This window comes from Stenotrophomonas sp. SMYL11 (assembly GCF_036320005.1).
GTDB lineage: Bacteria > Pseudomonadota > Gammaproteobacteria > Xanthomonadales > Xanthomonadaceae > Stenotrophomonas > Stenotrophomonas maltophilia_A.
This window is the reverse complement of the sequence record NZ_JAWIRS010000020.1, coordinates 33,253-57,762: the sequence shown is the minus strand read 5'-3', so window position 1 is coordinate 57,762 and position 24,510 is coordinate 33,253. Positions and strand designations below refer to the sequence as shown.

The 24,510-nt window shown below is 67.6% G+C and carries 28 protein-coding genes and 1 riboswitch; of the genes, 14 read left to right on the top strand and 14 right to left on the bottom strand.

The window, feature by feature from the left end:
* Positions 1-6 precede the first annotated feature (6 nt).
* Positions 7-229, top strand: a riboswitch (cobalamin riboswitch).
* A 115-nt stretch (positions 230-344) separates the two neighbouring features.
* Positions 345-2,189: a TonB-dependent vitamin B12 receptor gene (gene btuB / locus V3B46_RS19985; RefSeq protein WP_329892715.1), complete on the top strand. Its 1,845-nt coding sequence runs from the start codon at positions 345-347 to the stop codon at positions 2,187-2,189.
* Positions 2,190-2,394: 205 nt separating this feature from the next.
* On the opposite strand, the gene gph is transcribed toward btuB, so the two are convergent.
* From gph to V3B46_RS19970, 3 genes are all read right to left on the bottom strand, one after another.
* Positions 2,395-3,051 (bottom strand): phosphoglycolate phosphatase, encoded by a 657-nt coding sequence (gene gph / locus V3B46_RS19980; protein WP_329892714.1) that lies wholly within the window; start codon positions 3,049-3,051, stop codon positions 2,395-2,397.
* 64 nt (positions 3,052-3,115) lie between these two features.
* Positions 3,116-3,907: a class I SAM-dependent methyltransferase gene (locus V3B46_RS19975; RefSeq protein ID WP_032128731.1), complete on the bottom strand. Its 792-nt coding sequence runs from the start codon at positions 3,905-3,907 to the stop codon at positions 3,116-3,118.
* Positions 3,904-4,833 carry a LysR family transcriptional regulator gene (locus V3B46_RS19970; RefSeq protein ID WP_154262177.1) on the bottom strand — a complete coding sequence of 310 codons (930 nt, stop codon included), beginning with the start codon at positions 4,831-4,833 and terminating at the stop codon, positions 3,904-3,906. The genes V3B46_RS19975 and V3B46_RS19970 overlap by 4 nt, the downstream gene beginning before the upstream one ends.
* Positions 4,834-4,939: 106 nt before the next feature.
* Between V3B46_RS19970 and V3B46_RS19965 the strand changes: the two genes are divergently transcribed.
* Positions 4,940-5,578, top strand: a complete 639-nt coding sequence (locus tag V3B46_RS19965; protein ID WP_154262176.1) for an NAD(P)-dependent oxidoreductase — start codon at positions 4,940-4,942, stop codon at positions 5,576-5,578.
* A gap of 91 nt (positions 5,579-5,669) precedes the next feature.
* Positions 5,670-6,581, top strand: a complete 912-nt coding sequence (locus V3B46_RS19960) for an MBL fold metallo-hydrolase (RefSeq protein WP_329892713.1) — start codon at positions 5,670-5,672, stop codon at positions 6,579-6,581.
* 322 nt (positions 6,582-6,903) lie between these two features.
* On the opposite strand, the gene dinB is transcribed toward V3B46_RS19960, so the two are convergent.
* Positions 6,904-7,992: a DNA polymerase IV gene (dinB, locus tag V3B46_RS19955; protein WP_106466954.1), complete on the bottom strand. Its 1,089-nt coding sequence runs from the start codon at positions 7,990-7,992 to the stop codon at positions 6,904-6,906.
* A gap of 191 nt (positions 7,993-8,183) precedes the next feature.
* On the opposite strand from dinB, the gene fabA reads away from it, so the two are divergent.
* Positions 8,184-8,699, top strand: coding sequence for a 3-hydroxyacyl-[acyl-carrier-protein] dehydratase FabA (fabA, locus tag V3B46_RS19950; RefSeq protein ID WP_005407930.1), 516 nt, complete (start codon positions 8,184-8,186; stop codon positions 8,697-8,699).
* Complete coding sequence (fabB, locus tag V3B46_RS19945; protein WP_014645811.1) at positions 8,699-9,907, top strand: beta-ketoacyl-ACP synthase I; 1,209 nt, start codon at positions 8,699-8,701, stop codon at positions 9,905-9,907. Before fabA ends, fabB begins: the two co-directional genes overlap by 1 nt.
* A gap of 90 nt (positions 9,908-9,997) precedes the next feature.
* Here the strand turns inward: fabB and V3B46_RS19940 are convergent, their stop codons facing one another.
* Genes V3B46_RS19940 through V3B46_RS19930 form a run of 3 tightly spaced genes read right to left on the bottom strand, consistent with a single transcriptional unit; the run spans position 9,998 to position 12,440 of the window.
* The gene (locus V3B46_RS19940; RefSeq protein WP_049445923.1) at positions 9,998-10,681 is read right to left on the bottom strand and encodes an HAD family hydrolase; all 684 of its coding nucleotides are present in this window, start codon (positions 10,679-10,681) and stop codon (positions 9,998-10,000) included.
* Positions 10,678-11,379, bottom strand: coding sequence for a pseudouridine synthase (locus V3B46_RS19935; RefSeq protein WP_126928779.1), 702 nt, complete (start codon positions 11,377-11,379; stop codon positions 10,678-10,680). Before V3B46_RS19935 ends, V3B46_RS19940 begins: the two co-directional genes overlap by 4 nt.
* Positions 11,376-12,440, bottom strand: a complete 1,065-nt coding sequence (locus V3B46_RS19930) for a class I SAM-dependent methyltransferase (protein WP_043398893.1) — start codon at positions 12,438-12,440, stop codon at positions 11,376-11,378. The genes V3B46_RS19935 and V3B46_RS19930 overlap by 4 nt, the downstream gene beginning before the upstream one ends.
* 157 nt (positions 12,441-12,597) lie before the next feature.
* On the opposite strand from V3B46_RS19930, the gene V3B46_RS19925 reads away from it, so the two are divergent.
* Positions 12,598-12,861 carry a hypothetical protein gene (locus V3B46_RS19925; protein ID WP_005407925.1) on the top strand — a complete coding sequence of 88 codons (264 nt, stop codon included), beginning with the start codon at positions 12,598-12,600 and terminating at the stop codon, positions 12,859-12,861.
* An 82-nt stretch (positions 12,862-12,943) separates the two neighbouring features.
* Here the strand turns inward: V3B46_RS19925 and V3B46_RS19920 are convergent, their stop codons facing one another.
* On the bottom strand, positions 12,944-13,234 hold the full coding sequence (locus V3B46_RS19920; protein WP_032128738.1) for a DUF3247 family protein: 291 nt from the start codon (positions 13,232-13,234) through the stop codon (positions 12,944-12,946).
* Between the two features lie 43 nt (positions 13,235-13,277).
* On the bottom strand, positions 13,278-15,266 hold the full coding sequence (locus V3B46_RS19915) for a hybrid sensor histidine kinase/response regulator (protein WP_094000531.1): 1,989 nt from the start codon (positions 15,264-15,266) through the stop codon (positions 13,278-13,280).
* A gap of 244 nt (positions 15,267-15,510) precedes the next feature.
* Here V3B46_RS19915 and V3B46_RS19910 point away from each other — a divergent pair, with 244 nt between their 5' ends.
* Positions 15,511-16,074, top strand: a complete 564-nt coding sequence (locus tag V3B46_RS19910; protein ID WP_329892712.1) for a DUF3016 domain-containing protein — start codon at positions 15,511-15,513, stop codon at positions 16,072-16,074.
* A 313-nt stretch (positions 16,075-16,387) separates the two neighbouring features.
* Here V3B46_RS19910 and alr read toward each other — a convergent pair whose 3' ends face one another.
* The gene (gene alr, locus V3B46_RS19905; RefSeq protein ID WP_329892711.1) at positions 16,388-17,458 is read right to left on the bottom strand and encodes an alanine racemase; all 1,071 of its coding nucleotides are present in this window, start codon (positions 17,456-17,458) and stop codon (positions 16,388-16,390) included.
* Entirely contained in the window at positions 17,437-18,741 is a 1,305-nt protein-coding gene (locus V3B46_RS19900; protein WP_032128742.1) for a D-amino acid dehydrogenase, read from the bottom strand. Before V3B46_RS19900 ends, alr begins: the two co-directional genes overlap by 22 nt.
* A gap of 149 nt (positions 18,742-18,890) precedes the next feature.
* Here V3B46_RS19900 and V3B46_RS19895 point away from each other — a divergent pair, with 149 nt between their 5' ends.
* Positions 18,891-19,370 carry an Lrp/AsnC ligand binding domain-containing protein gene (locus V3B46_RS19895; protein ID WP_005407919.1) on the top strand — a complete coding sequence of 160 codons (480 nt, stop codon included), beginning with the start codon at positions 18,891-18,893 and terminating at the stop codon, positions 19,368-19,370.
* A gap of 56 nt (positions 19,371-19,426) precedes the next feature.
* On the opposite strand, the gene V3B46_RS19890 is transcribed toward V3B46_RS19895, so the two are convergent.
* Together V3B46_RS19890 and V3B46_RS19885 are read right to left on the bottom strand one after the other, a co-directional pair.
* The gene (locus V3B46_RS19890) at positions 19,427-19,606 is read right to left on the bottom strand and encodes a hypothetical protein (RefSeq protein ID WP_004140556.1); all 180 of its coding nucleotides are present in this window, start codon (positions 19,604-19,606) and stop codon (positions 19,427-19,429) included.
* A 144-nt stretch (positions 19,607-19,750) separates the two neighbouring features.
* Positions 19,751-20,128: a classical arabinogalactan protein 4 gene (locus V3B46_RS19885; RefSeq protein ID WP_329892710.1), complete on the bottom strand. Its 378-nt coding sequence runs from the start codon at positions 20,126-20,128 to the stop codon at positions 19,751-19,753.
* A 140-nt stretch (positions 20,129-20,268) separates the two neighbouring features.
* Here V3B46_RS19885 and msrB point away from each other — a divergent pair, with 140 nt between their 5' ends.
* The 5 genes from msrB to V3B46_RS19860 all read left to right on the top strand — a co-directional run bounded on the left by msrB (position 20,269) and on the right by V3B46_RS19860 (position 23,497).
* Complete coding sequence (gene msrB / locus V3B46_RS19880) at positions 20,269-20,736, top strand: peptide-methionine (R)-S-oxide reductase MsrB (RefSeq protein WP_005412124.1); 468 nt, start codon at positions 20,269-20,271, stop codon at positions 20,734-20,736.
* 91 nt (positions 20,737-20,827) lie between these two features.
* Complete coding sequence (gene motA, locus V3B46_RS19875) at positions 20,828-21,682, top strand: flagellar motor stator protein MotA (protein WP_032128746.1); 855 nt, start codon at positions 20,828-20,830, stop codon at positions 21,680-21,682.
* A 3-nt stretch (positions 21,683-21,685) separates the two neighbouring features.
* Positions 21,686-22,624, top strand: coding sequence for a flagellar motor protein MotB (motB, locus tag V3B46_RS19870; RefSeq protein ID WP_329892709.1), 939 nt, complete (start codon positions 21,686-21,688; stop codon positions 22,622-22,624).
* Positions 22,625-22,719: 95 nt separating this feature from the next.
* Complete coding sequence (locus tag V3B46_RS19865) at positions 22,720-23,208, top strand: hypothetical protein (RefSeq protein WP_154262166.1); 489 nt, start codon at positions 22,720-22,722, stop codon at positions 23,206-23,208.
* A 13-nt stretch (positions 23,209-23,221) separates the two neighbouring features.
* Positions 23,222-23,497 carry a DUF4031 domain-containing protein gene (locus V3B46_RS19860; protein WP_049398338.1) on the top strand — a complete coding sequence of 92 codons (276 nt, stop codon included), beginning with the start codon at positions 23,222-23,224 and terminating at the stop codon, positions 23,495-23,497.
* 39 nt (positions 23,498-23,536) lie between these two features.
* Here V3B46_RS19860 and V3B46_RS19855 read toward each other — a convergent pair whose 3' ends face one another.
* Complete coding sequence (locus V3B46_RS19855) at positions 23,537-24,079, bottom strand: DUF6630 family protein (RefSeq protein WP_094000536.1); 543 nt, start codon at positions 24,077-24,079, stop codon at positions 23,537-23,539.
* Between the two features lie 90 nt (positions 24,080-24,169).
* Here V3B46_RS19855 and V3B46_RS19850 point away from each other — a divergent pair, with 90 nt between their 5' ends.
* A complete protein-coding gene (locus V3B46_RS19850; protein ID WP_049456360.1) occupies positions 24,170-24,418 on the top strand; it encodes a DUF3297 family protein in 249 nt (82 codons plus the stop codon).
* Positions 24,419-24,510: the final 92 nt, after the last annotated feature.

Sequence of the window (24,510 nt, the reverse complement as noted above, 5' to 3'; positions counted from 1 at the left end):
TGCCGTAGACTGCGCGCACTTCCAGGTGACCTGCGGCCACGGCCGGCAGGTTGAAACGGGAAGCCGGTGACGCGTGGTTCCACGCCAGGCCGGCGCTGCCCCCGCAACGGTAAGCACGTCAGTTCCAGGCAACACCGCCACTGTGCCGCAGGCATGGGAAGGCGCCTGGACGGTGGCCTCGCGCCACCCGGCGGCGAGCCCGGAGACCGGCCCGGAAGCCTCAGGTCGCGATGCGGTGGGCATGGCGCTGGATGACCGCAGCCTGCGCTGCGGCGTCGGCGCATGCCTGCCTTCGCGGCTCCTCCCCTTCGCCACGCGGGCGTGCGTGGCACCTGGAGTCCCCCATGAAGCTGCAGTCCCGAATGCTGTCCCTGGCCGTGCTGGCCGCCCTGCCCGCGCTGGCCCAGGCCAACGAGGACACCACTGCGCTCGACCAGATCCTGGTCACCGCCACCCGCACCCCGATCGCCCTGCAGGACAGCATCGCGCCGGCACAGGTGATCGACCGCGCGCAGATCGAATCCAGCCAGGCGACCTCGCTGCAGGAACTGCTGCGTGGCCGCGCCGGCATCAACCTCACCAATGCCGGCGGGCTCGGCAAGCAGAGCTCGCTGTTCCTGCGCGGTACCAACTCCAGCCACACCGTGGTGCTGGTCGATGGCGTGCGCATCAACAGCGCTGACCTCGGCCTGGCCATGTACCAGGACCTGCCGCTGGCGCAGATCGAACGCGTGGAAATCGTACGCGGCCCGCAGTCCAGCCTGTACGGCGCCGACGCCATCGGTGGCGTGATCCAGATCTTCACCCGCCGCAACCAAGGCGACTTCGCCCCGCACTTCCAGCTCGGTGGCGGCAGCAACGGCCTGCGCGAAGCCAGCGGCGGCATCGGCGGTGGCACCGAACGCGGCTGGTTCGGCGCCGACATCGCCTACCAGCATTCCGACGGCATCGATGCCTGCCGCGGCTCCGCCTCGGTGTTCACCGCGGGCTGCTTTGCCGACGAGCACGACCGCGACGGCTACCGCAACCTGTCCAAGAGCCTGCGCGGCGGCTACAGCTTCAACGACCAGTGGACCGTGGAAGGCAGCGCACTGCGCGCCGACGGCAAGAACCACTACGACGGTTACTACAACTATTCGGAAACCCGCCAGCAGGTGCTCGCCGGCAAAGTGCGCTACACCCCGTCCGAACGCCTGGCATTCACTGCCAACGTCGGCCGCAGTGACAACGAGTCGGACAACTTCGGCGCACCGGGAGTATTCGGCAGCGCCCAGACCCATCGTGACAGCGCCTCGCTGCAGGGCGACTTCGGCGTGGCCGAGGGCCAACTGCTGAGTGCAGGCGTGGATTGGAGCGAAGACAACCTGGACGGCAGCAGCGCCGGGTATCTCGTCGACAGCCGCCGCAACACCGGCGTGTTCGTGCAGTACCAGGGTCGCTTCGGCCGCCATCAGCTGCAGGCCAGCGCACGCAATGACGACAACCAGCAGTTCGGCAATCACGCCACCGGCAGCGTTGGCTGGGCGATGGAGCTGGGCCACGGCCTGCGCGTCAATGCCAGCTACGGCACCGCGTTCAAGGCACCGACCTTCAGTGACCTGTATGACCCGTGGAGCGGCGTGCCGACGTTGAACCCGGAAAAGTCCAAGAGCGCAAACCTCGGCGTTTCGCAGCACGGCAAGGGTTGGCACTGGGGCCTGGACGTGTACGAGACCCGCATTGATGACCTGATCACCTACGATGCGTCCACCATGAAAATGCAGCAGGTGGAGAAGGCACGCATCCGTGGCGCCGAGCTGACCGGTGGCGTGCTGCTGGCCGGTTTCGACATCAATGCGCAGCTGAGCTACACCGATCCACGCAACCGCACCCACGGCAGCACCCAGTTCGACAACTGGCTGCCGCGCCGCGCGCAGCAGACCGCACGCCTGGACATCGACCGCCGCTTCGGCGACTTCCGCGCCGGCCTGACCGTGCAGGGTGCGGGCAAGCGTTACGACGATGCCGCCAACACGGTGAAGGTGGGCGGCTATGGCACGCTGGACCTGCGTGCCGAGTACGCGCTGACGCCGTCGTGGTCGCTGCTGGCACGTGCCGCCAACGTGTTCGACCGCCGCTACGAGACCGTGGCGTGGTTCAACCAGCCCGGCCGCGAGTACCAGCTGAGCGTGCGTTACCAGCCGAAGTGACCGCGACGGTCATGGTAGTGGGGGGGGGGGGGGGGGGGCCCCGCCGGGGGGGGGGGGGGGCCCCGCGGGGGGGGGCGGGGGGGGCGGCGGGCCCCCCCCCCCCCCACCCCCCCCGCCCCCCCCCCCCGCGGGCCCCCCCCCCCCCCCGCCACTACCCATTGCGTCGGCCCGGGTTACCGCCCGGCGACCGGCGTTATCCGTTGCATCAGCCCTGCAACCCCGGCAACTCACGCAGGTCGTCGATCACCGCCACCGCATGCGCGGTGGCCAGGTCCAGGCCGCGCGGATAGCCGTAACGCACCAGCGCGATCGGCATGCCTGCATCTTCGGCAGCGCGGTAGTCGGTCAACGAATCACCGACCATCAGGCACGCCTCTACAGGCAGCCCGAAGTGCGCGGCGATATGCCGCAGCGGTTCACCACTGGGCTTGCGCTGCGGCAGGGAGTCGCCGCCCAGCACCAGCGCGAACGCATCACCAATACCCAGATGCTGCAGCAGCGGCGGCACCAGCGCTTCGGGCTTGTTGGTGCAGATCGCCAGCGGCACGTTGCGCGCACGCAGTCGCGCCAGTGCTTCTGCCACGCCATCGAACAGGCGCGGGCTGCGCAGCAGGCACTCGCGGTAGTGCACCATGAACACTGGCATCACTTCGGCCAGGTCCACCTCGCGGCCGGCCGCATGCACGGCCTGTTCGACCAGGCGGCGCACACCGTCGCCGATCCAACCGAGCACCGTGGTTTCCGGCACGCGTGCCACACCGATGTCCTCCAGCGTGCGGTTCAGCGCTTCGGCGATATCAGCTGCGCTGTCGACCAGCGTGCCATCAAGGTCGAACACGACCAGCGGATAGGGATACGACAAGGGACGGCACCTGCATGACGTGGGGCCGTCCATTGTACGCCGCTGGTTTTTGCGCCGATCCGCCTCAGCCGATCCGGCGCGCGCGGGTCGCCAGGAAGGTGGGCAGATAGCGATCGATCAGGAAGCGCGGCTGCGGCTGCCAGTCTTCCATGAAGCGATCGATGATGAAGCCGGCATCGAGCTGACCACCGATCAGTTCGGTCAGGCTGTGGCCGAAGGTCAGCGCGTCACCCCGTGCCAGCTTCGCCTCGCGCTCGGCCGGCGCCAGGTCTTCCAGGTCCGAATAGGGAATGGCGTACTGCGGCCGGATCAGGCCCTGTGCATCCAGCTGCGGATCGCGCGCGCCAACGAACAGCACCGGGTTGTAGAAGCTGGCCATCAGCATGCCATCGCGTGCCAGCACGCGGCGGCATTCGGTCCACACCGGGCGCACATCAGGCACGTACAGGTTCGAGATCGGGTGGAACACCACATCGAAACTGTCGTTGGCAAACACGTGCAGATCGCGCATGTCGCCCTGCACGGTGCGCAGCTGCAGGCCATCGCGCGCGGCGACCCTGCGGTCCTGTTCCAGCTGCCCATCGGAGAGATCGAACACGGTGACGTCAGCGCCCGCAGCGGCCAGCACCGGTGCCTGCTGGCCACCGCCCGAGGCCAGGCACAGGATGCGACGGCCACGCACATCACCCATCCAGTCCAGTGGCAACGCGCGGGGCGTCAGGTGCACCTGCCAGCGGCCTTCGCGCGCGGCGGCAATCGTTGAGCTTTCCACCGGGCGCGACCATTCGCGCACTTCGCTGGCCTGGCGGTCCCAGGCAGCACGGTTGTGGTCGATCAAGGCCTGTCCATGGTTCATGTGTTCTCCTTGCCCGGTGGGCGCCAATCCAGATCCTGGAAGGCCGGGCTGGCGAAACACTCGCCCAGGAAATCCAGGAATCGCCGCATGATAGCGGGCTGCTGGCGCCGTGATGCGTACACGGCATGAATGCCGAGTTCGTCCAGGCTGAATTCGGGCAGCAGTTCGATCAGCTCGCCACTGCGCAGCAACGGCGCCACCTGGTACGTCGGCAGCATGGCGATGCCGGCACCGGCGCGCACCGCCTCCAGCAGCAGCGAGGCCTCGTTGGCACTGATGTTGCCGCCCACCGCCACCGACAGCGAACGCCCGTCGCGGTGCAGCTGCCACAGGCTCTTGCCGACGTAGTGGTGGGTCAGGCAGTTGTGCGCGGCCAGGTGCTCGGGGGCGGTCGGTGTGCCACGCGCCTGCAGGTAGGACGGCGTCGCGCACAGCACCGAGCGGCAGGTGGCCAGCCGCCGTGCGATCAGGCTGGGGTCGATCTGGCGCGCGATGCGCACGGCCAGGTCCACCCGCTCCTCCACCAGGTTCACGGTGCGGTCGACCAGCAGCAGCTCGATGCGTGCCGCCGGATGGCGCGCAACGAAGCCGGCCACGGCCCGTGCCAGGTGACTCTGCCCGAACGAGACGCTGGCGGTCACCCGCAGCGTGCCGTGCGGCTCGGGATCATCACTGGCCAACTCGCCCTGCAGTTCTTCGCCGATCGCCAGCATCTGCCGGAAGCGCGCCAGCGCCGCCTCACCGGGGCCGGTCAGGCTGACCCGGCGCGTGGTCCGGTGCAGCAGGCGTGCGCCCAGCCAGCCCTCGACCTCGGCCAGGTAGCGGCTGACCATCGCCCGCGACATGTCCAGCACCTCGGCGGCGGCGGTGAGGCTGCCGCGCTCGGCGACCTCGACGAACACGGTCATGGCGGTCATTCGGTCCATATGCTCGATCCATGCAACAAACAAGCGCGTTATACGCTGTTTTTCGAGCAACTGCAGCAGCCTAGAGTGGCCCCGTTCCCCCCACACCGCCCCACGGAGTCCTGCCATGAAAATCGCGCTCGTTGGTTCCACCGGCAACATCGGCCGCCAGATCGCCCGCCACGCGCTGGCCCGCGGCCACGAACTCACCGTCATCGTGCGCAGCGCGCAGGACCTCCCGGCCGAGCTGGCCGGTGCCCATCCGGTGATCGCCTCGCTGGATGACCAGGACGCGCTGGTTGCCGCCATCACCGGCCACGACGTGCTGGCCAGCGCCTACGGCCCGCGCCCGGGCGATGACATCGGCCGCGTCGGCGAGGTCGCCGCACAGCTGGCCGCCGCCGCACGCAAGGCCGGTGTGCCGCGCCTGGTGGTGGTCGGTGGTGCCGGCAGCCTCGAAGTCGCACCCGGAGTGCAGCTGGTCGATACCCCCACCTTCCCGGACGCCTACAAGCCGTACGCACTGGCCCACCGTGAGGCGTTCAACCGCCTGCAGGCGGTGGATGACCTGGACTGGACCTTCTTCTCGCCGGCCGCCGAAATCGGTCCGGGTGAAGAGCGCGGCCAGTACCGCGTGCAGCCCAGGGCCTTCCTCGCTGATGCCAGCGGCCACAGCCGCATCAGCTACGCCGACTACGGCGCTGCGTTCGTCGCCGAGCTGGAAGCGCACCAGTACCCGAGGCAGATCATCACTGCGGCGTATTGATCCACGTGCGTCCCCTGTAGTGCCGAGCCCATGCTCGGCCCTACGCGAACCCGCAGCCGAGCATTGGCTCGGCGCTACACAAGGAATTCCGATGCGTACCGCTGCCCTGCTGCTTCCCCTCGCCCTGGCCGCCACCTTCACCAGTGCGCCGCTGCTGGCCGCACCGGCCACCGCGGCGCCGGCCATGGCAACGAAGTCCCAGCTGCACCTGCAGACCTTCCATCCCGGCCCGCAGGCGATGTTCTCGGTGTCCTCGGTGCTGATCGAAGGCCGCCACGACGCGATCCTGGTCAATGCGCAGTTTGGTGCCAGCGACGCACAAAAGCTGGTCGAACTGATCCGCGCCAGCGGCAAGCAGCTGACCACCATCTACATCAGCCACGGCGATCCGGACTACTACTTCGGCCTGGCCACGCTGCAGGACGCGTTCCCCCATGCGCGCATCGTCGCCACTGCGCAGACCGTCGCCCACATCCAGCAGACCCAGGCCGGCAAGCTGGCCTACTGGGGACCGAAGATGGGCGCCGACGTGCCGGCGCGCATCGTGGTGCCGCAGGTGCTGGACGGCGATGCCCTGCAACTGGAAGACCAACGCCTGCCGCTGATCGGCCTTGATGGCCCGACGCCGGACCGCACGGTGCTGTGGGTGCCGTCGCTGCGCGCGATCGTCGGTGGCATTCCGGTGGTGGCGGGCGAACATGTGTGGATGGCCGACACGCAGACGACGAAGTCGCACACCGACTGGCTGCAGACCCTGCAGCGGCTGCAGGCGCTGAAGCCGCAGGTTGTGGTGCCGGGGCATTACGCGCCGGGTGCGGCACTGGATGCCAGTGCGCTGCGCTTCACTGCGGACTACATCCGCGCGTTCGACGCCGAGACGGCAAAGGCCAAGGACAGTGCGGCGCTGGTGAAGGCGATGCAGGCGCGCTACCCGAAGCTGGCGGGCGTGGAGTCGCTGGAGTTGAGTGCGAAGGTGGCCAAGGGCGAGATGCAGTGGCCATAAGGTAGGTGGGGCTTCTTTTGCAGGGCTGCGCCCTGCACCTGCTCAATGCAACGGCAACAGCCGAAGCAACAGCAACAGCTGGCTATCCGTGGGATGGCGGGGTAGGTCCGGTTGCGGGGGACGCTGCAAGTACGTCCATGTAAGCTCGGTCGCGCCATCCATGGCGCTCACGCCCCCGCAACCGGACCCACCCCGCCTTCGACAGTTCTCTGCGATCTGTCTGGATGACATGTCTCCGCAACCTGTCCGGATGGCATGGCCTGCTTTTGGTGGGTGTCGACCTTGGTCGACACGTAGATCCACGCCGTGCGTGGATGAAAGATCAGGAACGATCGGTCTGGGTGTGCTCGAACAACTCCCCCTGCACCACCGGTTCCTTTTCGCGGAAGCCGCCCAGCCCGACGCCGACCAGGCGATAGCGGGTCTCTGCGGGCAGATCCACCCGCGCGCGCAGGGCCAGGGCGATGTCGCGCAGTTCTTCCATCGATTCCGGCGGGCGCTCCGGTGTGAAGCTGCGGGTGAGGATGCGGAACTGCGCGGTCTTCAGTTTCAGCACCACGGTGTGACCGACACGCTCGGTCTTGCGCGTGGCATTCCAGGTCTTCTCCGCCAGCTGCACGATCGCCTCGCCCAGGTCTTCCAGCGGCAGGTCCTCGGCGAAGGTGTCCTCCGAGGAGATCGACTGCACCTGCTGGTCCGGCTCCACCGGGCGCTCGTCGATGCCGCGTGCGCGGTTGTACAGGCTGCGGCCGAAGCTGCCAAACGCCTCTTCCAGGTCGATCAGTGCCCACTGCCGCAGGTCGCCGCAGGTGACGATGCCGCGCGCGGCCAGCTTGCCTTCCATTACCTTGCCGACGCCGGGCACGCGGTTCACCGGCAGCGGCAGCAGGAACGCGTCCACCCGCTGCGGCGGAATCACGAACTGGCCATCGGGCTTGCGCCAGTCCGAAGCGATCTTGGCCAGGAACTTGTTCGGCGCGATCCCGGCTGAAGCGGTCAGGTTCGTCTCCTCGCGGATCTGCGCACGAATGGTGCGGGCGATGTCGGTGGCCAGTTCGATGCCGCTCTTCGGCTCGGTCACGTCCAGGTAGGCCTCGTCCAGCGACAACGGCTCGACCAGGTCGGTGTGGCGCAGGAAGATCTCGCGCACGTGGCGTGACACCGCCTTGTAACGTGCGAAGTCCGGCGGCACGAAGATCGCATCCGGACACAGGCGTTCGGCACGCAGCGCCGGCATCGCCGAACGCACGCCGAACACGCGTGCCTCGTACGAGGCCGCGCACACCACCGAGCGCGCGCCGCGCCATGCCACAACCACCGGCTTGCCGCGCAGTGACGGATCGTCGCGCTGCTCCACCGACGCGTAGAACGCGTCCATGTCGACGTGGATGATCTTGCGCAGTCGGGTCATGTCAGGCGGAAAGGGCGGGGGCGTGCCGAACGGGCCACACGCCGAAGTATGGTCGTTGCACATCAACAGGATGCGCGTATTCCATTGAAAACACTACGGTTGCGTACGGTTGAAATGTTTGATCGGCGCAGTTTCCACGGGCATCCTCGAGCGCTTGTTTCCCTGTTTCCCCGCTTCCAGGATTGTGCTTCATGACCCGTCTCCACGCGTTCAACCGCGAACAGCTGCTGGCCAGCGCACGCGGTGAACTGTTCGGCACCGCCGCCGGCCGTTTGCCCAACGATCCGATGCTGATGTTCGACCGCATCACCGACATCCGCGAGGACGGCGGACCGCATGGCAAGGGCATGGTACGCGCCGAACTGGATATCCGCCCGGACCTGTGGTTCTTCGGCTGCCACTTCATCGGCGACCCGGTGATGCCCGGCTGCCTCGGCCTGGACGCCATGTGGCAGCTGACCGGCTTCTTCCTGACCTGGCTGGGCGCCCCCGGCAAGGGCCGCGCACTGGGCTGCGGCGAGGTGAAGTTCACCGGCCAGGTACTGCCGGAGGCCAAGCTGGTGCGCTACGAGATCGACATCAGCCGTGTCATCAACCGCAAGCTGGTGATGGCGCAGTCGGACGCCCGCATGTACGTGGATGACCGCGAAATCTACAGCGCGCGCGACCTGCGCGTCGGCCTGTTCACTGAAACCGGGAGCTTCTGATGCGTCGCGTCGTCATCACCGGCATGGGCATCACGTCCTGCCTCGGCAATGATCTGGATACCGTTTCGGCTGCGCTGCGCGAAGGGCGCTCGGGCATCACCGCCCTGGCCGACCACGCCGAAGCGGGCCTGCGCAGCCAGGTCGGCGGTCGTGTCGACCTCGATCTGGAGGCGCTGATCGACCGCAAGCAGAAGCGCTTCATGAGCGATGCGGCGGCCTTCGCCTACCTGTCCATGCGCGATGCCATCGCCGACGCCGGGCTCAGCCCCGAGCAGGTCAGCAACCTGCGCACCGGCCTGATCGCCGGTTCCGGCGGCGGCTCCAGCGAATGGCAGATCGGCGCGGTCGACCTGCTGCGCGAACGTGGCGTGCGCAAGGTCGGCCCGTACATGGTGCCGCGCACGATGTGCTCGACGGTCTCGGCCTGCCTGGCCACGGCCTACCAGATCAAGGGCGTCAGCTACTCGCTGTCGGCCGCCTGCGCGACCTCGGCGCACTGCATCGGCGCCGCCGCGGACATGATCCGCCATGGCGCGCAGGACATCATGTTCGCCGGTGGCGGTGAAGACCTGCACTGGTCGATGAGCGTGATGTTCGATGCGATGGGTGCGCTGTCGACCAGCTTCAACGAGACCCCGGCCAGCGCCTCGCGTCCGTACGACAAGGACCGCGACGGCTTCGTCATCGCCGGTGGCGGCGGCATGCTGGTGCTGGAGGACTACGACCACGCGGTTGCGCGCGGCGCGCACATCCATGCCGAGCTGATCGGCTATGGCGTGACCTCCGATGGTGCCGACATGGTCGCGCCGTCCGGCGAAGGCGCGGTGCGCTGCATGAAGATGGCGCTGCAGGGCGTCGACCGCCCGCTGGACTACCTCAACACCCATGGCACTTCCACGCCGCTCGGCGACGTCACCGAGCTCAATGCGATCCGCGAAGTGTTCGGCGATGCGGTACCGCCGCTGTCCTCGACCAAGGCGCTGTCCGGCCATTCGCTGGGGGCGGCCAGCGTGCATGAGGCGATCTACTGCCTGCTGATGATGCGCGACGGCTTCGTCGCCGGTTCGGCCAACATCGGCGAACTGGACCCGAAGGTGGAAAGCTTCCCGATCCTGCGTGAGAGCCGCGAGCAGAAGCTGGATACGGTGATGTCCAACAGCTTTGGCTTCGGTGGCACCAACGCGGCGCTGGTGTTCGGGCGGGTGTGATGGGCAGGGTGTGCCGACCCACGGTCGGCACCCGTAGAGTCGAGCTTGCTCGACTGCATTGAAAATGCGCGCCAACCGAGGCGCCCACCGTTACCTCGGCAGCAACGGCAGCAGCAGTGCGTGCGCATCCACCAGCGAGCCGACGATGCGGTGGCCCAGTGCGCGCAGCTCTTCATCCGGATGCACCAGGTCCGGTACCTGGATCACGGTCATGCCGGCCGCCAATGCCGCACGCGTACCGGCCGGTGAGTCTTCCAGCGCCAGGCAGCGTTCCGGGGCCTGGCCCAGCCGCTGCGCGGCCAGCAGGTAGATATCCGGCGCCGGCTTCGGCCGCGCCACATCACCACTGGTGATCACGGCATCGAAATACGGCAGCAGGCCGGCAGCGGCCAGCTTGCGGTTGGCCCGCGGCTGCCGCGTGGTGGTTGCCACCGCCCGCGGTACCGCGTGCGCTTTCAGCAGCTCCAGCAACTCCAGAATGCCCGGACGCAGCGGCAGGCCAGTCTGCGTGCGTGCTTCGTACAGCTCATGGCAACGTGCCGCCACCGCGTCGATCACGCTGTCCTCGATGCCCTGCGCGCGCAGCAACGCATGCGTATCGCGGTCGCCAAGGCCGACCATGCGCAGGAACACCGCCTCGTCCAGGCCCAGCCCGAACTCGTCGGCGGCCTCGCTCCAGCAGGCCAGCGAGACGCGCTCGCTGTCGATCATCAGGCCGTCCATATCGAAGATGACGGCGTCGGGGAGGAACGGCAGCGCAGCGATGGTGGTCATGGAGCGAACAGCGTATCCAGATCGGTGGAGGTGAGCTGCCGCCATTGCCCCTCGTCCAGTCCCTGCAGGTCCAGCCCGCCGACTCGGCTGCGGTGCAGGGCCTGCACATGGTTGCCGGTGGCGGCGAACATGCGGCGCACCTGATGGTAGCGGCCTTCATGCAGCACCAGGCGTGCGCGGCGCGCATCCAGGACTTCAAGTTCAGCCGGCAGCAAGGGCGTCTTCTCGGACTCCAGCATCAGCGTGCCACTGGCGAACAGCGCTACCTCGTCGCCGCGCAGGTCGTCGCTCAGTTCCACTTCGTAGACCTTGGGCAGCTTCGACTTCGGCGAGATGATCCGGTGCAGCAGGCTGCCATCGTCGGTCAGCAGCAGCAGGCCACTGGTCTCGCGGTCGAGGCGGCCCACCGTGGACAGCACCGGGTCGCGGTCGCGGAAGCGCGGTGGCAGCAGGTCGTAGATCAGGCGGCCGGTGTCCTTGGTCGAGCAGGTGTAGCCGGCCGGCTTGTGCAGCGCGATCGACAGGCCCACCGGCGGGTCCAGCGGCTCGCCATCAACCCGGATCGCCTCGTGCGGCACCTGGTCGTCGGCGTACAGCACCTCGCCGTCGGCGTCGGTCACGCGGCCTTCGCGGAACATCCACTGCACCTGCTTGCGGCTGCCGTAGCCCAGGTTGGCGATGAGCTTGACCAGCTTCACTTGCCCTTCCCCTTCACCGCTTCCACCAGCTTGAAGCCATCACGCTCGGCGATCACGCGCACTGCGCCAAAGCTCTCGTTGAGCGTGTACTCGTACGGCAGGTGGCGGTTGGCCACTACGTACAGGCGTCCACCCGGGCGCAGCGCCTGCGCGGCCACGGCGATGAAGCGCTGGCCGATGTCCGGGCGATCGGCGCGCGAGGGCGTGTGGAACGGCGGGTTGCTGATGATCACGTCGTAGCCCGGCTCGATGCCGGCGGTGACGTCCTGCCACAGGAAGCGCAGCGGCAGCGGGCGCGGCGGTGGTGCCAGGTTCAGCTCGGCCAGTGCCAGCGCGCGCTGCTCGGCTTCGTACAGGTCCAGCGCGGTGATCTTCGGGCAACGCTCCAGCAGCTCGCGCGACAGGTAGCCATATCCGGCACCGAGATCGGCGGCACGCCCGGCCAGGTCGGCCGGCAGGTGCTCGGCCAACAGCGCCGACGCCGGGTCGATGCGATCCCAGGCGAACACGCCCGGGCGGCTGAGGAAACGGCCGCCGACGATCGGCCGCACCGCATCCAGTGCCGACCAGCGCTTGGCCAGGTCGGCGTCGTGCTGGCCCTGCATCGGGGCGGTCCAGTACACGCGGCAATGGTTCTTGGTCAGGCTGCCACCCAGGCCGGTCAGCTGCTTCAGATCGCCCTCACCCGAGCGCGCTCCTTCGTTGTTGGACTGGCAGGCAACGATGCGGCCGCCGTCGGCGACCAGCGCCAGCGCGCGGGCGAACAGCGCACGGGCTTCTTCACGCTGGCGCGGCGGCAGCACCAGCACCAGCGGGTAGCGGCCCTTGCCGGCCACATCATCCAGCTGGCCGCTGACGGTCCAGCCGGCGGCCTGCTGCAGCGGCTGCGCGAACGGGGCGAAGCTCTGCTCGCAGTGCACCTCGCGGTTGCCGGCCGCTTCGCGCAGCGGCCAGCCGTCGCGGGCACGCAGGAAGGCCACCGGGCCCTCCGGCCAGCGCAGGGCGCCTTGGGAGAACGGCAGGAACAGGGTCTGCAGGGGGGCGTCGTCGCTGGAGGCCATCGGCGCGGGTACTTCAAGCGTGAGGGCCGTCCATTGTACCGGCTTGGCCGGGCAGGCCCCGGCAGGCCGCTTTGCGAAACCCGAACGGGGCCTTGATCTGCCAGCAACATTGAAACGTTCAGGGTAGAGGCTCCCCCGGAAACCCAGGAGAACCTGCATGCGAGCCTTGTTCGTCGGTGGCGTGGTCGACAACAGTGAAATGGACCTGGAAGGCAGCCATCCGCCCGTGCATTACCCCGAGGACACCGGCGGCGGCCACTCGCGCTACCGGCTGCACCAGGTCGGTCATGGCGCCGACGGCAGCGTGGCCTATGCAGTGTACGGCGCACCGGACCTGGCCGATGACGAGGTGGCGAGGGTCGCGGAAGAACGCGCCTATGCACGCCGGTTCGAGGCGACGCCGACCTTGTTCGAGCACTGAGCGCGGCAGCCACGCATGGCGTGGCTCTACTGCAACCTGTGGTAGATCCACGCCATGCGTGGATGGGCGCGGCAGGTTGCCGTCAAACCCTCGGCGGCAACCTGCGGATGCTGGCGATTTCATCCAGCCACACATGGTGCTGCTGCACCGGCGTGTCGTAGTCATCCAGCCGCAACTGGCCGTTGCTGCCTTCGTCGCCAGCTTCGTTGCGGTACTGCTGCACCGTCGGTTTCACGGCGACAGTGCCGAGCAGTCGGCGACCATCCTGCAGGGTCAGTTCCACCTGCGTTTCGCCTTCCAGCTGCGGCAGCAGGGCTTCCAGGCGCGCGATCTGCGCCGGATCGGTATGGATGCGGGGAGCTGTACGGGACATCGGCGACCTCCTGCATGCAGGGTCGCCGATCGGCCGTGAATGCTCAGTGCAGCGCGCTGTCCGCGCGTGGCACCTGCACTTTGCGCACCGCAGCCACCAGCTGCGCCACCGAGTACGGCTTGGCCACGTGTTCCTGGAAGCCCGACGCCAGCGCTCGGCGCCGGTCATCAGCACGTGCCAGCGCGGTCACGGCAACCGCCGGCAGGGTCATCGCATCCACGCCCATGTCCTCGCGCAGGGTGCGCACCAGGCCATAGCCATCCATGCCCGGCATGCCGATGTCGGTCAGCATCACGTGGTACTGCAGGTGCCCGGTATCGGCCAGCAGCGCCAGCGCTTCACCGGCCGAGCTGGCTGCCGACACGCTGGCGCCCTGCTCTTCCAGCATGCGCCGCAGGTACTCCAGCACTTCCGGCTGGTCTTCCACCGCCAGCACGTGCATGCCACGCAGCGGATACGGCTCGACGATCACCGGCTCCAGGATCGGTCCGCTGATCACTTCGCGCAGCGGCCGCCGTTCGGCATCGGGAATGTGCTGCGGCAGGCGCACGGTGAAGGTGGCGCCGTGGCCATGGCCCTCGCTGGCAGCGGTGACGGTACCGCCATGCAGTTCGACCAGCTGCTGCACGATCGCCAGTCCCAGGCCAAGGCCGCCATGGCGTCGGGTGGTGGTGCCATCGGCCTGGCGGAAGCGGCTGAACAGGTGATTGAGGAATTCGGGCGCGATACCGTCGCCGGTGTCACGCACGGTGATCACCCAGTGGTTGCCGTCGGCCTGCAGCTGCAGATCGATGCGGCCTTCGGCCGGGGTGAACTTGATCGCATTCGACAGCAGGTTCCACAACACCTGCTGCAGGCGGGTGGCATCGCCCAGCACCAGGCTGGGCTGCTCCGGCAGCAGCAGGCTCACGTCCAGCGCCTTGCCTTCGGCCACCAGCTCCTGCGCACCGATGGCTTCGCCCAGCAGGTCGCGCAGGTCCAGTATCTCCACCTCCAGCTGCACCTTGCCCAGCAGCATGCTGCTGAGGTCGAGCATGTCCGAGATCAGCCGCTTCTGCGCACCGGCGCTGTTGGCGATTACGTTCAGGCCCTTGTACAGCGGACTGGTGTTGTCCACGCGCTGCAGCAGCAGTTCGCTCCAGCCGAGGATGGTGGTCAGCGGCGTGCGCAGTTCGTGCGACAGCGTGGCCAGGAATTCATCCTTGAGCCGCGCCATGTTTTCCGCAGCGCTGCGCGCGGCACGCTCGGACTGCAGCAGTTCCTCGCGCGCCAGCTCGATCTCACGTCGTTCGGTCACGTCCGGACTGCTGCCGGCCAGGCCGATGAAGCGGCCCATCCGCGAGAAACGCGGGCGTGCGTTCATCTCCAGCCAACGCCACTCGCCATCGGCGCGTCGGGCCCGCACCAGCGCATGCATCGAGCGCTGCGCCTTCAGTGCTTCCTGCAGCTCGTACTCGAACACCGATGCATCATCCGGATGCACCAGACCGCGCCAGACATCTTCCGGCACGCGTGTTTCGTCACCGCCGAAGAATTCACTGAAAGCGCTGTTGACGAAACGGGCATGGCCGCGCTCGTCGAGCACCCACACCGGCATCGGCAGGCCGTCGGCCAGCGCGCTGAAGCGGGCTTCGCTTTCGCCCAGTTCCACTTCCATCTGCTTGCGTGCGGTGATGTCGAAGAACAGGATGCCGACCTTGTCTTCGCCTGGACGGCCCACGCGCACCGCGTCAACCGCGAACGAGCGGCCCAGCGCACGCGCTTCCATCTCGAACTGGGCGGGGCGGCCACTACGTGCGACCTCGCCGTAGATGCGGAACCAGTCCTGCTCGTGGCCCGGCTCCAGCGCCGTCATGCGCTGGCCACGCGCGTCCTTCAGGCCGGTGTGGCGCTCGAACGCATCGTTGACCTCGATGAAACGGTAGTCCACGGCGCGATCGCCCTCGAACAGCACCTGGATCACGCAGAAACCGGCGTTGATGCGCTCAAGCACGCCATGATGCAGGTCGGGTTCGGGCGCCGGCACCATCATCGGTGGGCGCTCCACGAGGGGCGGCAGTGTGGACAAGGGCGTCTGTGCAGGCCGGATTGGAAGCACAGCATCTTCCAAAGCGCGTATTCACAGCGTCAAGCGCCGTCAGTCATGGTTGACGTCAATGAATTGGCGGCAACCACCCTTGCGAATGACGCAATCGGCCATTGCGGCGGCCCGGCCGCAGGATCACACTCGATCTGTGATCAACATCGTCCCCAGCGCGGGGACGCAGGAGACCGTCATGAAACGCTCACTCGCGATTGCCCTGCTGGCAGGCGCCCTGGTGGCGGGCGGCGCCAACGCTGCACCGCGCACCGTGACCGATGCGCACGCGCCACGTGCGTTGCAGGCCGATGGCCCGGTCAGTGTGAAATGGGAGGACCCGGCCAAATTCACCGAAATCCGCCAGAGCACCAACCGCTTCGAGGCCGAGCGTGGCGACTGGGTACAGCAGCTGGCACGCTACCTGCAGACCACTGCCGCCAAGCCGCTGCAGCCTGGGCAGACCCTCGATGTGACCCTGGTCGACATCAAGCGCGCCGGTGACTACGAGCCGTGGCACGGCCCGCGCGGCCGCGACATCCGGATCATGCGCGACATCTACCCGCCGCGGATCAGCCTGCAGTACACGTTGAAGGACGCCAGCGGCCGTATCGTCAGCGAGGGCGATGCGCGCCTCAGCGATACCGGCTACCTGCACAACCTGGGGCTGAAGAGCGACAGTGACCCGCTGCGCTACGAGAAGCGTCTGATCGATGACTGGGTGAAGCGGCAGCTGGCCAGCCAGGCCACCGCCGCGCGATGATCCCGGGCGGCGCGACCCACCGGTAGGTGTCGACCTTGGTCGACACGCATTCAAAGCGCCGACCAAGGTCGGCCGCTACCAGAGCCGCGTGCGGCGACCCGTACCGAGCGGCCACTGCGCGTTAGACCCATCGGTAGGTGTCGACCTTGGTCGACACGCATTCACGGCGCCGACCAAGGTCGGCCGCTACCAGAGCCGCGTGCGGCGACCGCTGCGTGTTAGGCCCATCGGTAGGTGTCGACCTTGGTCGACACGCATTCAAAGCGTCGACCAAGGTCGGCCGCTACCAGCGCCGCGCACGGCCAGCGTTCGGTCAGTCCTGATAGACCTTCGCCACGCGCTTGACCGCGCAGGGCAGCTGGTACGCACTCACGCCGCAGCGCGGCGCCAGTTCGGACAGCGTCGGTGCACTGCCCCACAGTTCCACCACGCTGCCGATGCCAGCCTGCGCATGCGCGGTCAGGTCCACGGTCAGCATGTCCATCGACACCCGGCCGATCAGCGCGCCGGGCTGCCCATCGATCAGCACCGGCGTGCCATTGGGCGCGAACTGCGGATACCCGTCCGCATAGCCCAGCGCGACCACGCCCACATGCGTGCGCGTCTTGGCCACGAAGCGTGCGCCATAACCCACCGGCTCACCCGCCTCGATCCAGCGTTCGGCGATCACCTTCGACTGCATCGTCATCACCGGGCGCAGGCGCTCGGTCAGCGCGGTGTTGTCCGGAAGCGGGTTGGCACCGTACAGCATCAGGCCCGGGCGCACCCAGTCACTGCGCACGTCCGGCCAGCCCAGCAGCGCCGGCGAGTTGCATACACTGGTCTCGCCTTCCAGGCCGTCGATGGCGCGAGCGAAGGTCGCCGCCTGTTTGTGGGTGCGTTCGCTGTCCAGCTCATCGGCGCGCGCAAGGTGGGTCATCAGCACGATGCGCTCGACCTGCGGCAGCGCCGACAGGCGTGCGTGCGCGGCACGGAAGCTTTCCACGTCCAGGCCGAGGCGATGCATGCCGCTGTCCAGCTTCAGCCAAACCGTCAGCGGGCGCGGGCTGTCGAAGGCAACCACGGCCTCCAGTTGCCACGGCGAACCGACGGCGAACCAGAAATCATGCTCGGCCACCAGCGCCATGTCGCTGGGCTCGAAGATGCCTTCCAGCAGCAGGATCGGCGCACGGATGCCGGCCTGGCGCAGTTCCAGCGCCTCTTCGATGGTGGCCACGCCGAAACCATCGGCCTCGCCTTCCAGCGCCTGTGCACAGCGCACCGCGCCATGGCCATAGGCATCGGCCTTGATGATCGCCAGGGCCTTGCCACCACCCAGTTCACGGGCGAGCCGGTAGTTGCTGCGCAGGGCGCCCAGATCGATCAGCGCGCGGGCAGGACGCATGTGCGGTTCTCTTGTTGCGGCGCGTGACCGTACTGGCCGTAGCGGAAAATATCCAGGCCTTCGGTGCTGATCTGCGGCTGGCGCGCGCTCATCAGGTCGGCCAGGTAGCGGCCCGAGCCGCAGGCCATGGTCCAGCCCAGGGTGCCGTGGCCGGTGTTGAGGTACAGGTTGCGGAATGGCGTGGCGCCGATCACCGGCGTACCGTCCGGCGTGGCCGGGCGCAGGCCGGTCCAGAACTGCGCGCGCGACAGGTCACCGCCCTTCGGGTAGAGATCGCTGACCACCAGCTCCAGGGTCTCGCGGCGGCGCTGCGACAGCGACAGGTCGAAGCCGGCCACTTCGGCCATGCCACCGACACGGATGCGGTCGTCGAAACGGGTGACCGCCACCTTGTAGCTCTCGTCGAGGATGGTCGAGGTCGGCGCCATCGCAGGGTCGGTGATCGGCAGGGTCAGCGAGTAGCCCTTCAGCGGATACACCGGCAGGCGCATGCCCAGCGATGCGACCAGCGCCGGCGAATAGCTGCCGAGCGCAACCACGAAGCGGTCGGCGGTTTCCAGCTTGCCGTCGATGCGTACGCCGGTGATGCGATCGCCATCGAACTCCAGGCCGGTAATGTCCTGGTCGAAGCGGAACTCGACACCGGCATCCACGCACATCTGCGCCAGGCGGCGGGTGAACAGCTGGCAGTCACCGGTCTGGTCACGCGGCAGGCGCAGCGCGCCGACCAGGCCGTCGACATGGGCCAGGGCCGGTTCGGCCTGGATGATGCCGGCGCGGTCCAGCACTTCGTACGGCACGCCGTACTGGGCCAGGATCTCGATGTCCTGCGCCGAGGCATCCAGCTGCTGCTGGGTACGGAACAGCTGGGTGGTGCCCAGGTCGCGGCCTTCGAACTCGATGCCGATCTGTGCGCGCAGCTCGTTCAGGCAGTCGCGGCTGTACTCGGACATGCGCACCATGCGCGCCTTGTTGATCGCGTAGCGCTCGTGGGTGCAGTTGCGCAGCATCTGCCACAGCCAGCGGTACTGGGCCAGGTCCATGCCCGGCTTGATCGCCAGCGGTGCGTGTTTCTCGAACAGCCAGCCGATGGCCTTCTTCGGCACGCCCGGGGCGGCCCACGGCGAGGTGTAACCGAACGACAGCTGGCCGGCATTGGCGAAGCTGGTTTCCAGCGCCGGGCCGGGCTGACGGTCGATGACCGTGACTTCAAACCCGGCCTGTCGCAGGTACCAGGCACTGGTGGTGCCGATCACGCCGCTGCCGAGAACTAGGACTCGCATGGGACTTCTCCAACCCGATCATTCCCTGCACTGGAGCGTGCCGGGACCATAATTGGGGAAGTATAGACAGCCATTCCCAGTTGATTTGCCTGATTTGTAATCAACCGGCAGGATGTTCTCCTGCAATTCATTCCCCAAGGTTGACGGCCATGGCCACCCGTACCCGCGAACTGGACAAGATCGACCGCAAGATCCTGCGCATCCTGCAGGCCGAGGGCCGTATCTCCTTCACCGAACTGGGCGAGCGGGTCGGCCTGTCGACCACCCCGTGCACCGAACGCGTGCGCCGGCTCGAGCGCGAAGGGGTGATCACCGGCTACCACGCCCACCTCGACCCGGCGGCGGTGAAAGCCAGCCTGCTGGTGTTCGTGGAGATCAGCCTGGCCTACAAGTCCGGCGACATCTTCGAGGAGTTCCGGCGCGCGGCCCTGAAGCTGCCCAACGTGCTGGAGTGCCATCTGGTCTCGGGCGACTTCGATTACCTGCTGAAGGCGCGGATCAGCGAGATGGCCTCCTACCGCAAGCTGCTCGGCAGCACGTTGCTGACACTGCCGCATGTACGAGAGTCGAAGAGCTACATCGTGATGGAAGAGGTGAAGGAAACGCTGAGCCTGCCGATTCCGGATTGAGTCCGGAACGGTAGTGGGGCCAGATCCCGTGCAGCGGGCTCTGACCCCCGGGTCCGTCAGCGCTGCTGCGGATGCTTCTGCGAGCGCTGTTCCTGCTGCTTGCCGCCCTTGTGCGGCTGCTGCGGGTCCATCTGTTGCTGCTGTTGCTGTTGCTGCGGGTTGCGGCCCTGCGGTTCCTTGCCGGGATGACGGTTCTGCTGGTTTTTCATGATCGCGATCCAGTGGACGAAGGACATGCGGCGGCGCAATGCCGGCGCACGGTCACGTTGGTCCCGTAACGGTTAATCGCAGGCGAAAAAGCAGTGATCTGCAGCGGGTTGTTTTCGTGCGTTCAGGCCGGACAGCGTGCGCTAGCTGCCAACCTTTGCTGGCACCCGAGATCAGCGCTTGATCTGCTGGCCGTCACCGGCCGGCACGCTGTCGTAATAGCGGCCGGTGCGCGAATCGAACACGCGGTTCGGACCGGCCGGACGCACACCGGGGACGATGCGGCCATTGCGGTCGTACACCTTGTCGGCCGGCTTCGGCGTCGGGGTGGGCGCGATCCGGGCGGGGCCGGTGGACTTGATCGGCTGCGCCGGCTGCGGCGACGGCAGGACCTGCGGCTGCGGGCGAGCGGCCTGCGGCGGCGGCATCACCGGCTGCGGTGCCACGGTGGTGGCACTGCGGGTGGCCGTCGGGCTCGACGACGTCGGTACCTGGGCCTGCGCGACCAGGGGCAACAGGGCCATCAACAACAGGGAAAGGGTCGGTTTCATGTCACGCTCCGGCGTGGATCGCATTCACCTTGCGCCCGCACCTGTGTGCCGCCCATGAACGGCCATCACACTTGCAAGGCTGCGACCGCAGCCCCACGTTTATCGGCACCCCCAGGCCATCGACCCCACGGAGCGCCGCCATGACCGCCTTCGACCTGACGCCCCCCACTGCCACCCAGACCGAGGCGCTGGTTGCCGGCCTCAGCAGCGAGGAGCGCCGCGTGCTGCTGCAGCACGGCACCGAGGCGCCGTTCTGCGGCGTGTTCCTCGACAACAAGCGCGAGGGCGTCTACTGCTGCCGGCTGTGCGCGCTGCCGCTGTTCCGCTCCAGCACCAAGTTCGATTCCGGCACCGGTTGGCCCAGCTTCTTCGCCCCATTCGACCCGGCGCACGTGCGCGAGATCCGCGATACCAGCCACGGCATGGTCCGCACCGAGATCACCTGTGCGCGCTGCGGCAGCCACCTGGGCCACGTGTTCCCGGACGGTCCGCCGCCCACCTACGAGCGCCACTGCCTGAACTCCGTCTCACTTTCGTTCACCGGCAATGGCGAGCCCTGGCCCGACCCGTTGCAGCGTGGCGGCGCCGAAAGCGGCGTGGCGGGCTGAAACACCCCGCTGACCGATTTCACAGAATTCCCTCTTCAGAAAACCGGGCGACGGGCCGACAAGGAGATATCCCCTCTCCTTGCGTCGCCCCATGCTCATCATCGTTGGATTCCTGGTCGTCATCGTCAGCGTGATCGGGGGCTACCTCGGTGCCCACGGCCGCCTGGGTGCCCTCTGGCAGCCCTACGAACTGGTCATCATCGGCGGCGCCGCGCTCGGCGCCTTCCTGGTCGGCACCCCGGCCAAGACGGTCAAGCAGACTCTGCAGGCCATGGTCGGCGTGTTCAAGGGCCCGCGCTACAAGCAGCAGGACTACATCGACGTGCTCAGCCTGCTCTATGAACTGCTCAACAAGGCCCGCCGCGAAGGCTTCATGGCGCTGGAAGACCACGTCGAGCGGCCGGCCGAGAGCGCGCTGTTCGGCAACTACCCCAAGGTGCAGGCCGACCACCACCTGATCGACTTCATCACCGACTGCCTGCGCCTGATGATCGGCAGCAACATCGAGCCGCACGAGCTGGAGCCGCTGCTGGAACTGGAGCTGGAAAAGCACCACGCCGAGGCCATGGCACCGTCGCAGGTGCTGACCAAGGTCGCCGACGGACTGCCCGGTTTCGGCATCGTCGCGGCGGTGCTCGGCATCGTCATCACCATGGGCTCGATCGGCGGGGATATCGTCGAGGTCGGCGGCCATGTGGCCGGCGCGCTGGTCGGTACCTTCCTGGGCATCCTGCTGGGCTACGGTTTCGTCGGCCCGATGGCGGCAGCGATGGAGGCCCGCGCCGAGCAGGACAGCCGCATCTACGAATCGGTGAAGACCGCCCTGCTGGCCTGCCTGCGTGGCTACAACCCGAAGATCGCGCTGGAATTCGCCCGCAAGACGCTGCCGTCGAACGTGCGGCCGGCCTTCTCCGATTTCGAGCAGCACCTGAAGACGGTCAAGTAAGCCATGGCCGAGACCAAGCCCACCGTCATCGTCCGCCGGGTCAGGAAGGCCGGCCACGCCGCCCATCATGGCGGTTCGTGGAAGGTGGCCTATGCCGACTTCGTGACCGCGATGATGGCGTTCTTCCTGGTGCTGTGGCTGATGGCCACCACCAACAAGAACGACCGTGCGGCCATTTCCGAGTACTTCCGCAACCCCAGCCCGCTGAGCGGGCAGAACGCCACGCCGGCGCCCGGCATGGCCGGCCCGGGTGGCGCCAGCACCTCGATGATCAAGCTGGGTGGTGCCACCGACATCTCGCGGGGCAGCAGCAACGATCCCTTCCAGAACCAGAAGGAAGCCGTGCCGCAGCCGGTGGACCAGCAGCAGCGCGACAAGCAGCAGCTGGAAGCGCTGATGAAGGAACTGCAGGAAGCGATCAGCAAGAGCCAGGCACTGGAGCCGTTCAAGGACCAGCTGCTGCTGGACCTGACCCCGGAAGGCCTGCGCATCCAGATCGTGGACAAGCAGAACCGGCCGATGTTCGACCTCGGCAGCGCCACGCTGAAGCCGTACACGCAGCAGATCCTGCACGAGCTGGCCAATTACCTGAACCACGTGCCGAACCGGATCAGCCTGACCGGCCACACCGACATCACCGCCTATTCGGCCGCGCGCGGCTACGGCAACTGGGAACTGAGCGCCGATCGTGCCAACGCCGCACGGCGCGCACTGGTGGACGGCGGCCTGGAGGACAGCAAGATCACCCGCGTGGTCGGCCTGTCTTCGTCGGTGCTGTTCGACAAGGCCGACCCGCAGAATCCGATCAACCGCCGCATCAGCATCGTGGTGATGACCCAGGCCGCCGAAGCAGCCGCCCTGGCCGGTGCCGGCCCGCAGGTGGGGCTGTCGGCCCCCGCCGCCGACCCGGACGTGCAGGCCGCGCAGGGTCCGGCAAACTAAACGGTAGGTGCGGACCTTGGTCCGCACCCACCAGGGGCATGACCCGGCGCACCCGCTACAATGGCGGTCTTTCCGTTTCCAGGTGACTCCACCCCATGTCCCAGAACTCCAAGGCCAAGCGCGACAAGCGCAAGAAGCAGCAGGCCAAGCGCCCGTTCCTCCGCCTGAACGCCCAGCAGCAGGTGCAGAACCATGCCGTGCTGACCAACGAAGACGGCCAGGTGGTTGCGGCCATCGGCCTGCAGGGCCGTGAGTGGCTGCTGGCCATCGGCGGCCAGACCATGGGCAACGCCGAGAACCCGGTGCCGATGCTGGCCATGCTCAAGCACCTGGCCAACGTGCAGGAGAAGGAAGGCCGAAAGGTCAACCTGGAGTACTCCGAACTGCTGCAGAAGCTGCTGGACACCCTGGCCGCCGAATCCGAGCAGACCGCTGACGAGTACCTGGACAAGCTGGTCGCCGAGTTCGAAGGCGTCGACGCTGCTGAGGGCGAGGAAGGCGAAGCCGCCGAGGGCGAGGTGGCCGAAGACGCCGCTGCCGAGGCCGCTCCGGCCGCTGACAGCGACAGCAAGCCGCAGGCCTGAACCGGCCGCGGCGGTGACGGTCTACGTCGATGACGCGGTGCATCCCTGGCGCGGACAGCGCTGGGCGCACCTGATGGCCGACACCCTGGCCGAGCTGCACGCGATGGCGGCGCAGCTCGGCATTCCCCCGCGGGCCTTCCAGAACAAGGCCAGCGGCGCCCACTACGACGTCACCGCCGAGCTGCGTACGCAGGCAATCGCGCTCGGCGCGCAAGCGATCTCAAGGCACACCGACCGCGCGCTGGTCAAAGCGGTGATCGCCAACGCCAGGGCGCAATACCGGCCGTAGATGGGAGCGCCGGGCATGGCCCGGCGCTACCGATCAATCTCAGAACGGGTCGCTGCCCAGCCGGATTTCCACGTTCAGCAGCGAGCACAGCGCCAGCATCGCGTCGTCGTCGCGGGTCAGCGCCATCACGCCGGTGAAACCGTCGCTGCCGGCATCCACGCTCCACAGCGTGTAGTTGTGCTCGCGCAGGCGGTCGAAGGCGGTGGACATCAGCTGCACGCCGTCCAGGTCTTCGGCGAAGTCCTCGTCATCCAGGTCGCCGCCCCAGTCCAGCTGCAGGTTGAAGCGCGCCGACAGCTCGTTCACCGCCGACTGCAGCGATTCCAGGTCATCACGCTCCACCTCGAAGCCTGACTGCCAGGCAATGGCCGTGAACAGCGCCGGCAGCCAGTCGCTGTCCGCTTCCAGCGGCTGCCCGTCCTCGGCCAGGTGCTCGCGCCAGCGGTTGAACTGCTGCAGGGCCAGTTCCTCGTCGCCCGGGTTGATCAGCACCAGCAGGTTCCAGACCCGCGCCTCGAAGCCCTCCTCGTCGAAGTCGTGGATGTCTTCCTCGAAGTCGAAATAGTCGCTGTTGTCGGGCATGGCGGAACTTCCTCTGGGGCAGGCCGGCATTCTACGGTTTATCCTGTGCCGCTGAAGCCGGCCTTGGTGGCCGTCACTGTGAATGAAGCGATGAGCGATACCCCTCCCGACCACCTGGCGATCAACCCGGCCAGCCCCTTCCATGATGCGCAGGCGCTGGAGCGCGGCGTTGGCGTGCGTTTCAACGACGTCGAGCGCGACAACGTCGAGGAATACTCGGTCAGCGAAGGCTGGATCCGCGTGCAGGCCGGCAAGGCCCGCGACCGCCGCGGCAACCCGATGACCATCAAGGTCAAGGGCAAGGTCGAGGTGTATTTCCTGGAAACGAAGCCGGAATAACCGGCTGTTGTAGAGTCGGGGGGGGGGGGGGGGGGGTGGGGGGGGGGGGGGGGCCGCGAACGCCAGCCGAAGCCAGTAAGGGGAAAAGCGGA

Excerpts from the sequence above, each read along its gene's own strand:
- btuB (WP_329892715.1), top strand. The coding sequence starts at position 345 with ATGAAGCTGCAGTCCCGAATGCTGTCCCTGGCCGTGCTGGCCGCCCTG.
- V3B46_RS19975 (WP_032128731.1), bottom strand. The coding sequence starts at position 3,907 with ATGAACCATGGACAGGCCTTGATCGACCACAACCGTGCTGCCTGGGAC.
- V3B46_RS19970 (WP_154262177.1), bottom strand. The coding sequence starts at position 4,833 with ATGGACCGAATGACCGCCATGACCGTGTTCGTCGAGGTCGCCGAGCGC.
- V3B46_RS19965 (WP_154262176.1), top strand. The coding sequence starts at position 4,940 with ATGAAAATCGCGCTCGTTGGTTCCACCGGCAACATCGGCCGCCAGATC.
- V3B46_RS19960 (WP_329892713.1), top strand. The coding sequence starts at position 5,670 with ATGCGTACCGCTGCCCTGCTGCTTCCCCTCGCCCTGGCCGCCACCTTC.
- dinB (WP_106466954.1), bottom strand. The coding sequence starts at position 7,992 with ATGACCCGACTGCGCAAGATCATCCACGTCGACATGGACGCGTTCTAC.
- fabA (WP_005407930.1), top strand. The coding sequence starts at position 8,184 with ATGACCCGTCTCCACGCGTTCAACCGCGAACAGCTGCTGGCCAGCGCA.
- fabB (WP_014645811.1), top strand. The coding sequence starts at position 8,699 with ATGCGTCGCGTCGTCATCACCGGCATGGGCATCACGTCCTGCCTCGGC.
- V3B46_RS19940 (WP_049445923.1), bottom strand. The coding sequence starts at position 10,681 with ATGACCACCATCGCTGCGCTGCCGTTCCTCCCCGACGCCGTCATCTTC.
- V3B46_RS19930 (WP_043398893.1), bottom strand. The coding sequence starts at position 12,440 with ATGGCCTCCAGCGACGACGCCCCCCTGCAGACCCTGTTCCTGCCGTTC.
- V3B46_RS19925 (WP_005407925.1), top strand. The coding sequence starts at position 12,598 with ATGCGAGCCTTGTTCGTCGGTGGCGTGGTCGACAACAGTGAAATGGAC.
- V3B46_RS19920 (WP_032128738.1), bottom strand. The coding sequence starts at position 13,234 with ATGTCCCGTACAGCTCCCCGCATCCATACCGATCCGGCGCAGATCGCG.
- V3B46_RS19915 (WP_094000531.1), bottom strand. The coding sequence starts at position 15,266 with ATGATGGTGCCGGCGCCCGAACCCGACCTGCATCATGGCGTGCTTGAG.
- V3B46_RS19910 (WP_329892712.1), top strand. The coding sequence starts at position 15,511 with ATGAAACGCTCACTCGCGATTGCCCTGCTGGCAGGCGCCCTGGTGGCG.
- alr (WP_329892711.1), bottom strand. The coding sequence starts at position 17,458 with ATGCGTCCTGCCCGCGCGCTGATCGATCTGGGCGCCCTGCGCAGCAAC.
- V3B46_RS19900 (WP_032128742.1), bottom strand. The coding sequence starts at position 18,741 with ATGCGAGTCCTAGTTCTCGGCAGCGGCGTGATCGGCACCACCAGTGCC.
- V3B46_RS19895 (WP_005407919.1), top strand. The coding sequence starts at position 18,891 with ATGGCCACCCGTACCCGCGAACTGGACAAGATCGACCGCAAGATCCTG.
- V3B46_RS19890 (WP_004140556.1), bottom strand. The coding sequence starts at position 19,606 with ATGTCCTTCGTCCACTGGATCGCGATCATGAAAAACCAGCAGAACCGT.
- V3B46_RS19885 (WP_329892710.1), bottom strand. The coding sequence starts at position 20,128 with ATGAAACCGACCCTTTCCCTGTTGTTGATGGCCCTGTTGCCCCTGGTC.
- msrB (WP_005412124.1), top strand. The coding sequence starts at position 20,269 with ATGACCGCCTTCGACCTGACGCCCCCCACTGCCACCCAGACCGAGGCG.
- motA (WP_032128746.1), top strand. The coding sequence starts at position 20,828 with ATGCTCATCATCGTTGGATTCCTGGTCGTCATCGTCAGCGTGATCGGG.
- motB (WP_329892709.1), top strand. The coding sequence starts at position 21,686 with ATGGCCGAGACCAAGCCCACCGTCATCGTCCGCCGGGTCAGGAAGGCC.
- V3B46_RS19865 (WP_154262166.1), top strand. The coding sequence starts at position 22,720 with ATGTCCCAGAACTCCAAGGCCAAGCGCGACAAGCGCAAGAAGCAGCAG.
- V3B46_RS19855 (WP_094000536.1), bottom strand. The coding sequence starts at position 24,079 with ATGCCCGACAACAGCGACTATTTCGACTTCGAGGAAGACATCCACGAC.
- V3B46_RS19850 (WP_049456360.1), top strand. The coding sequence starts at position 24,170 with ATGAGCGATACCCCTCCCGACCACCTGGCGATCAACCCGGCCAGCCCC.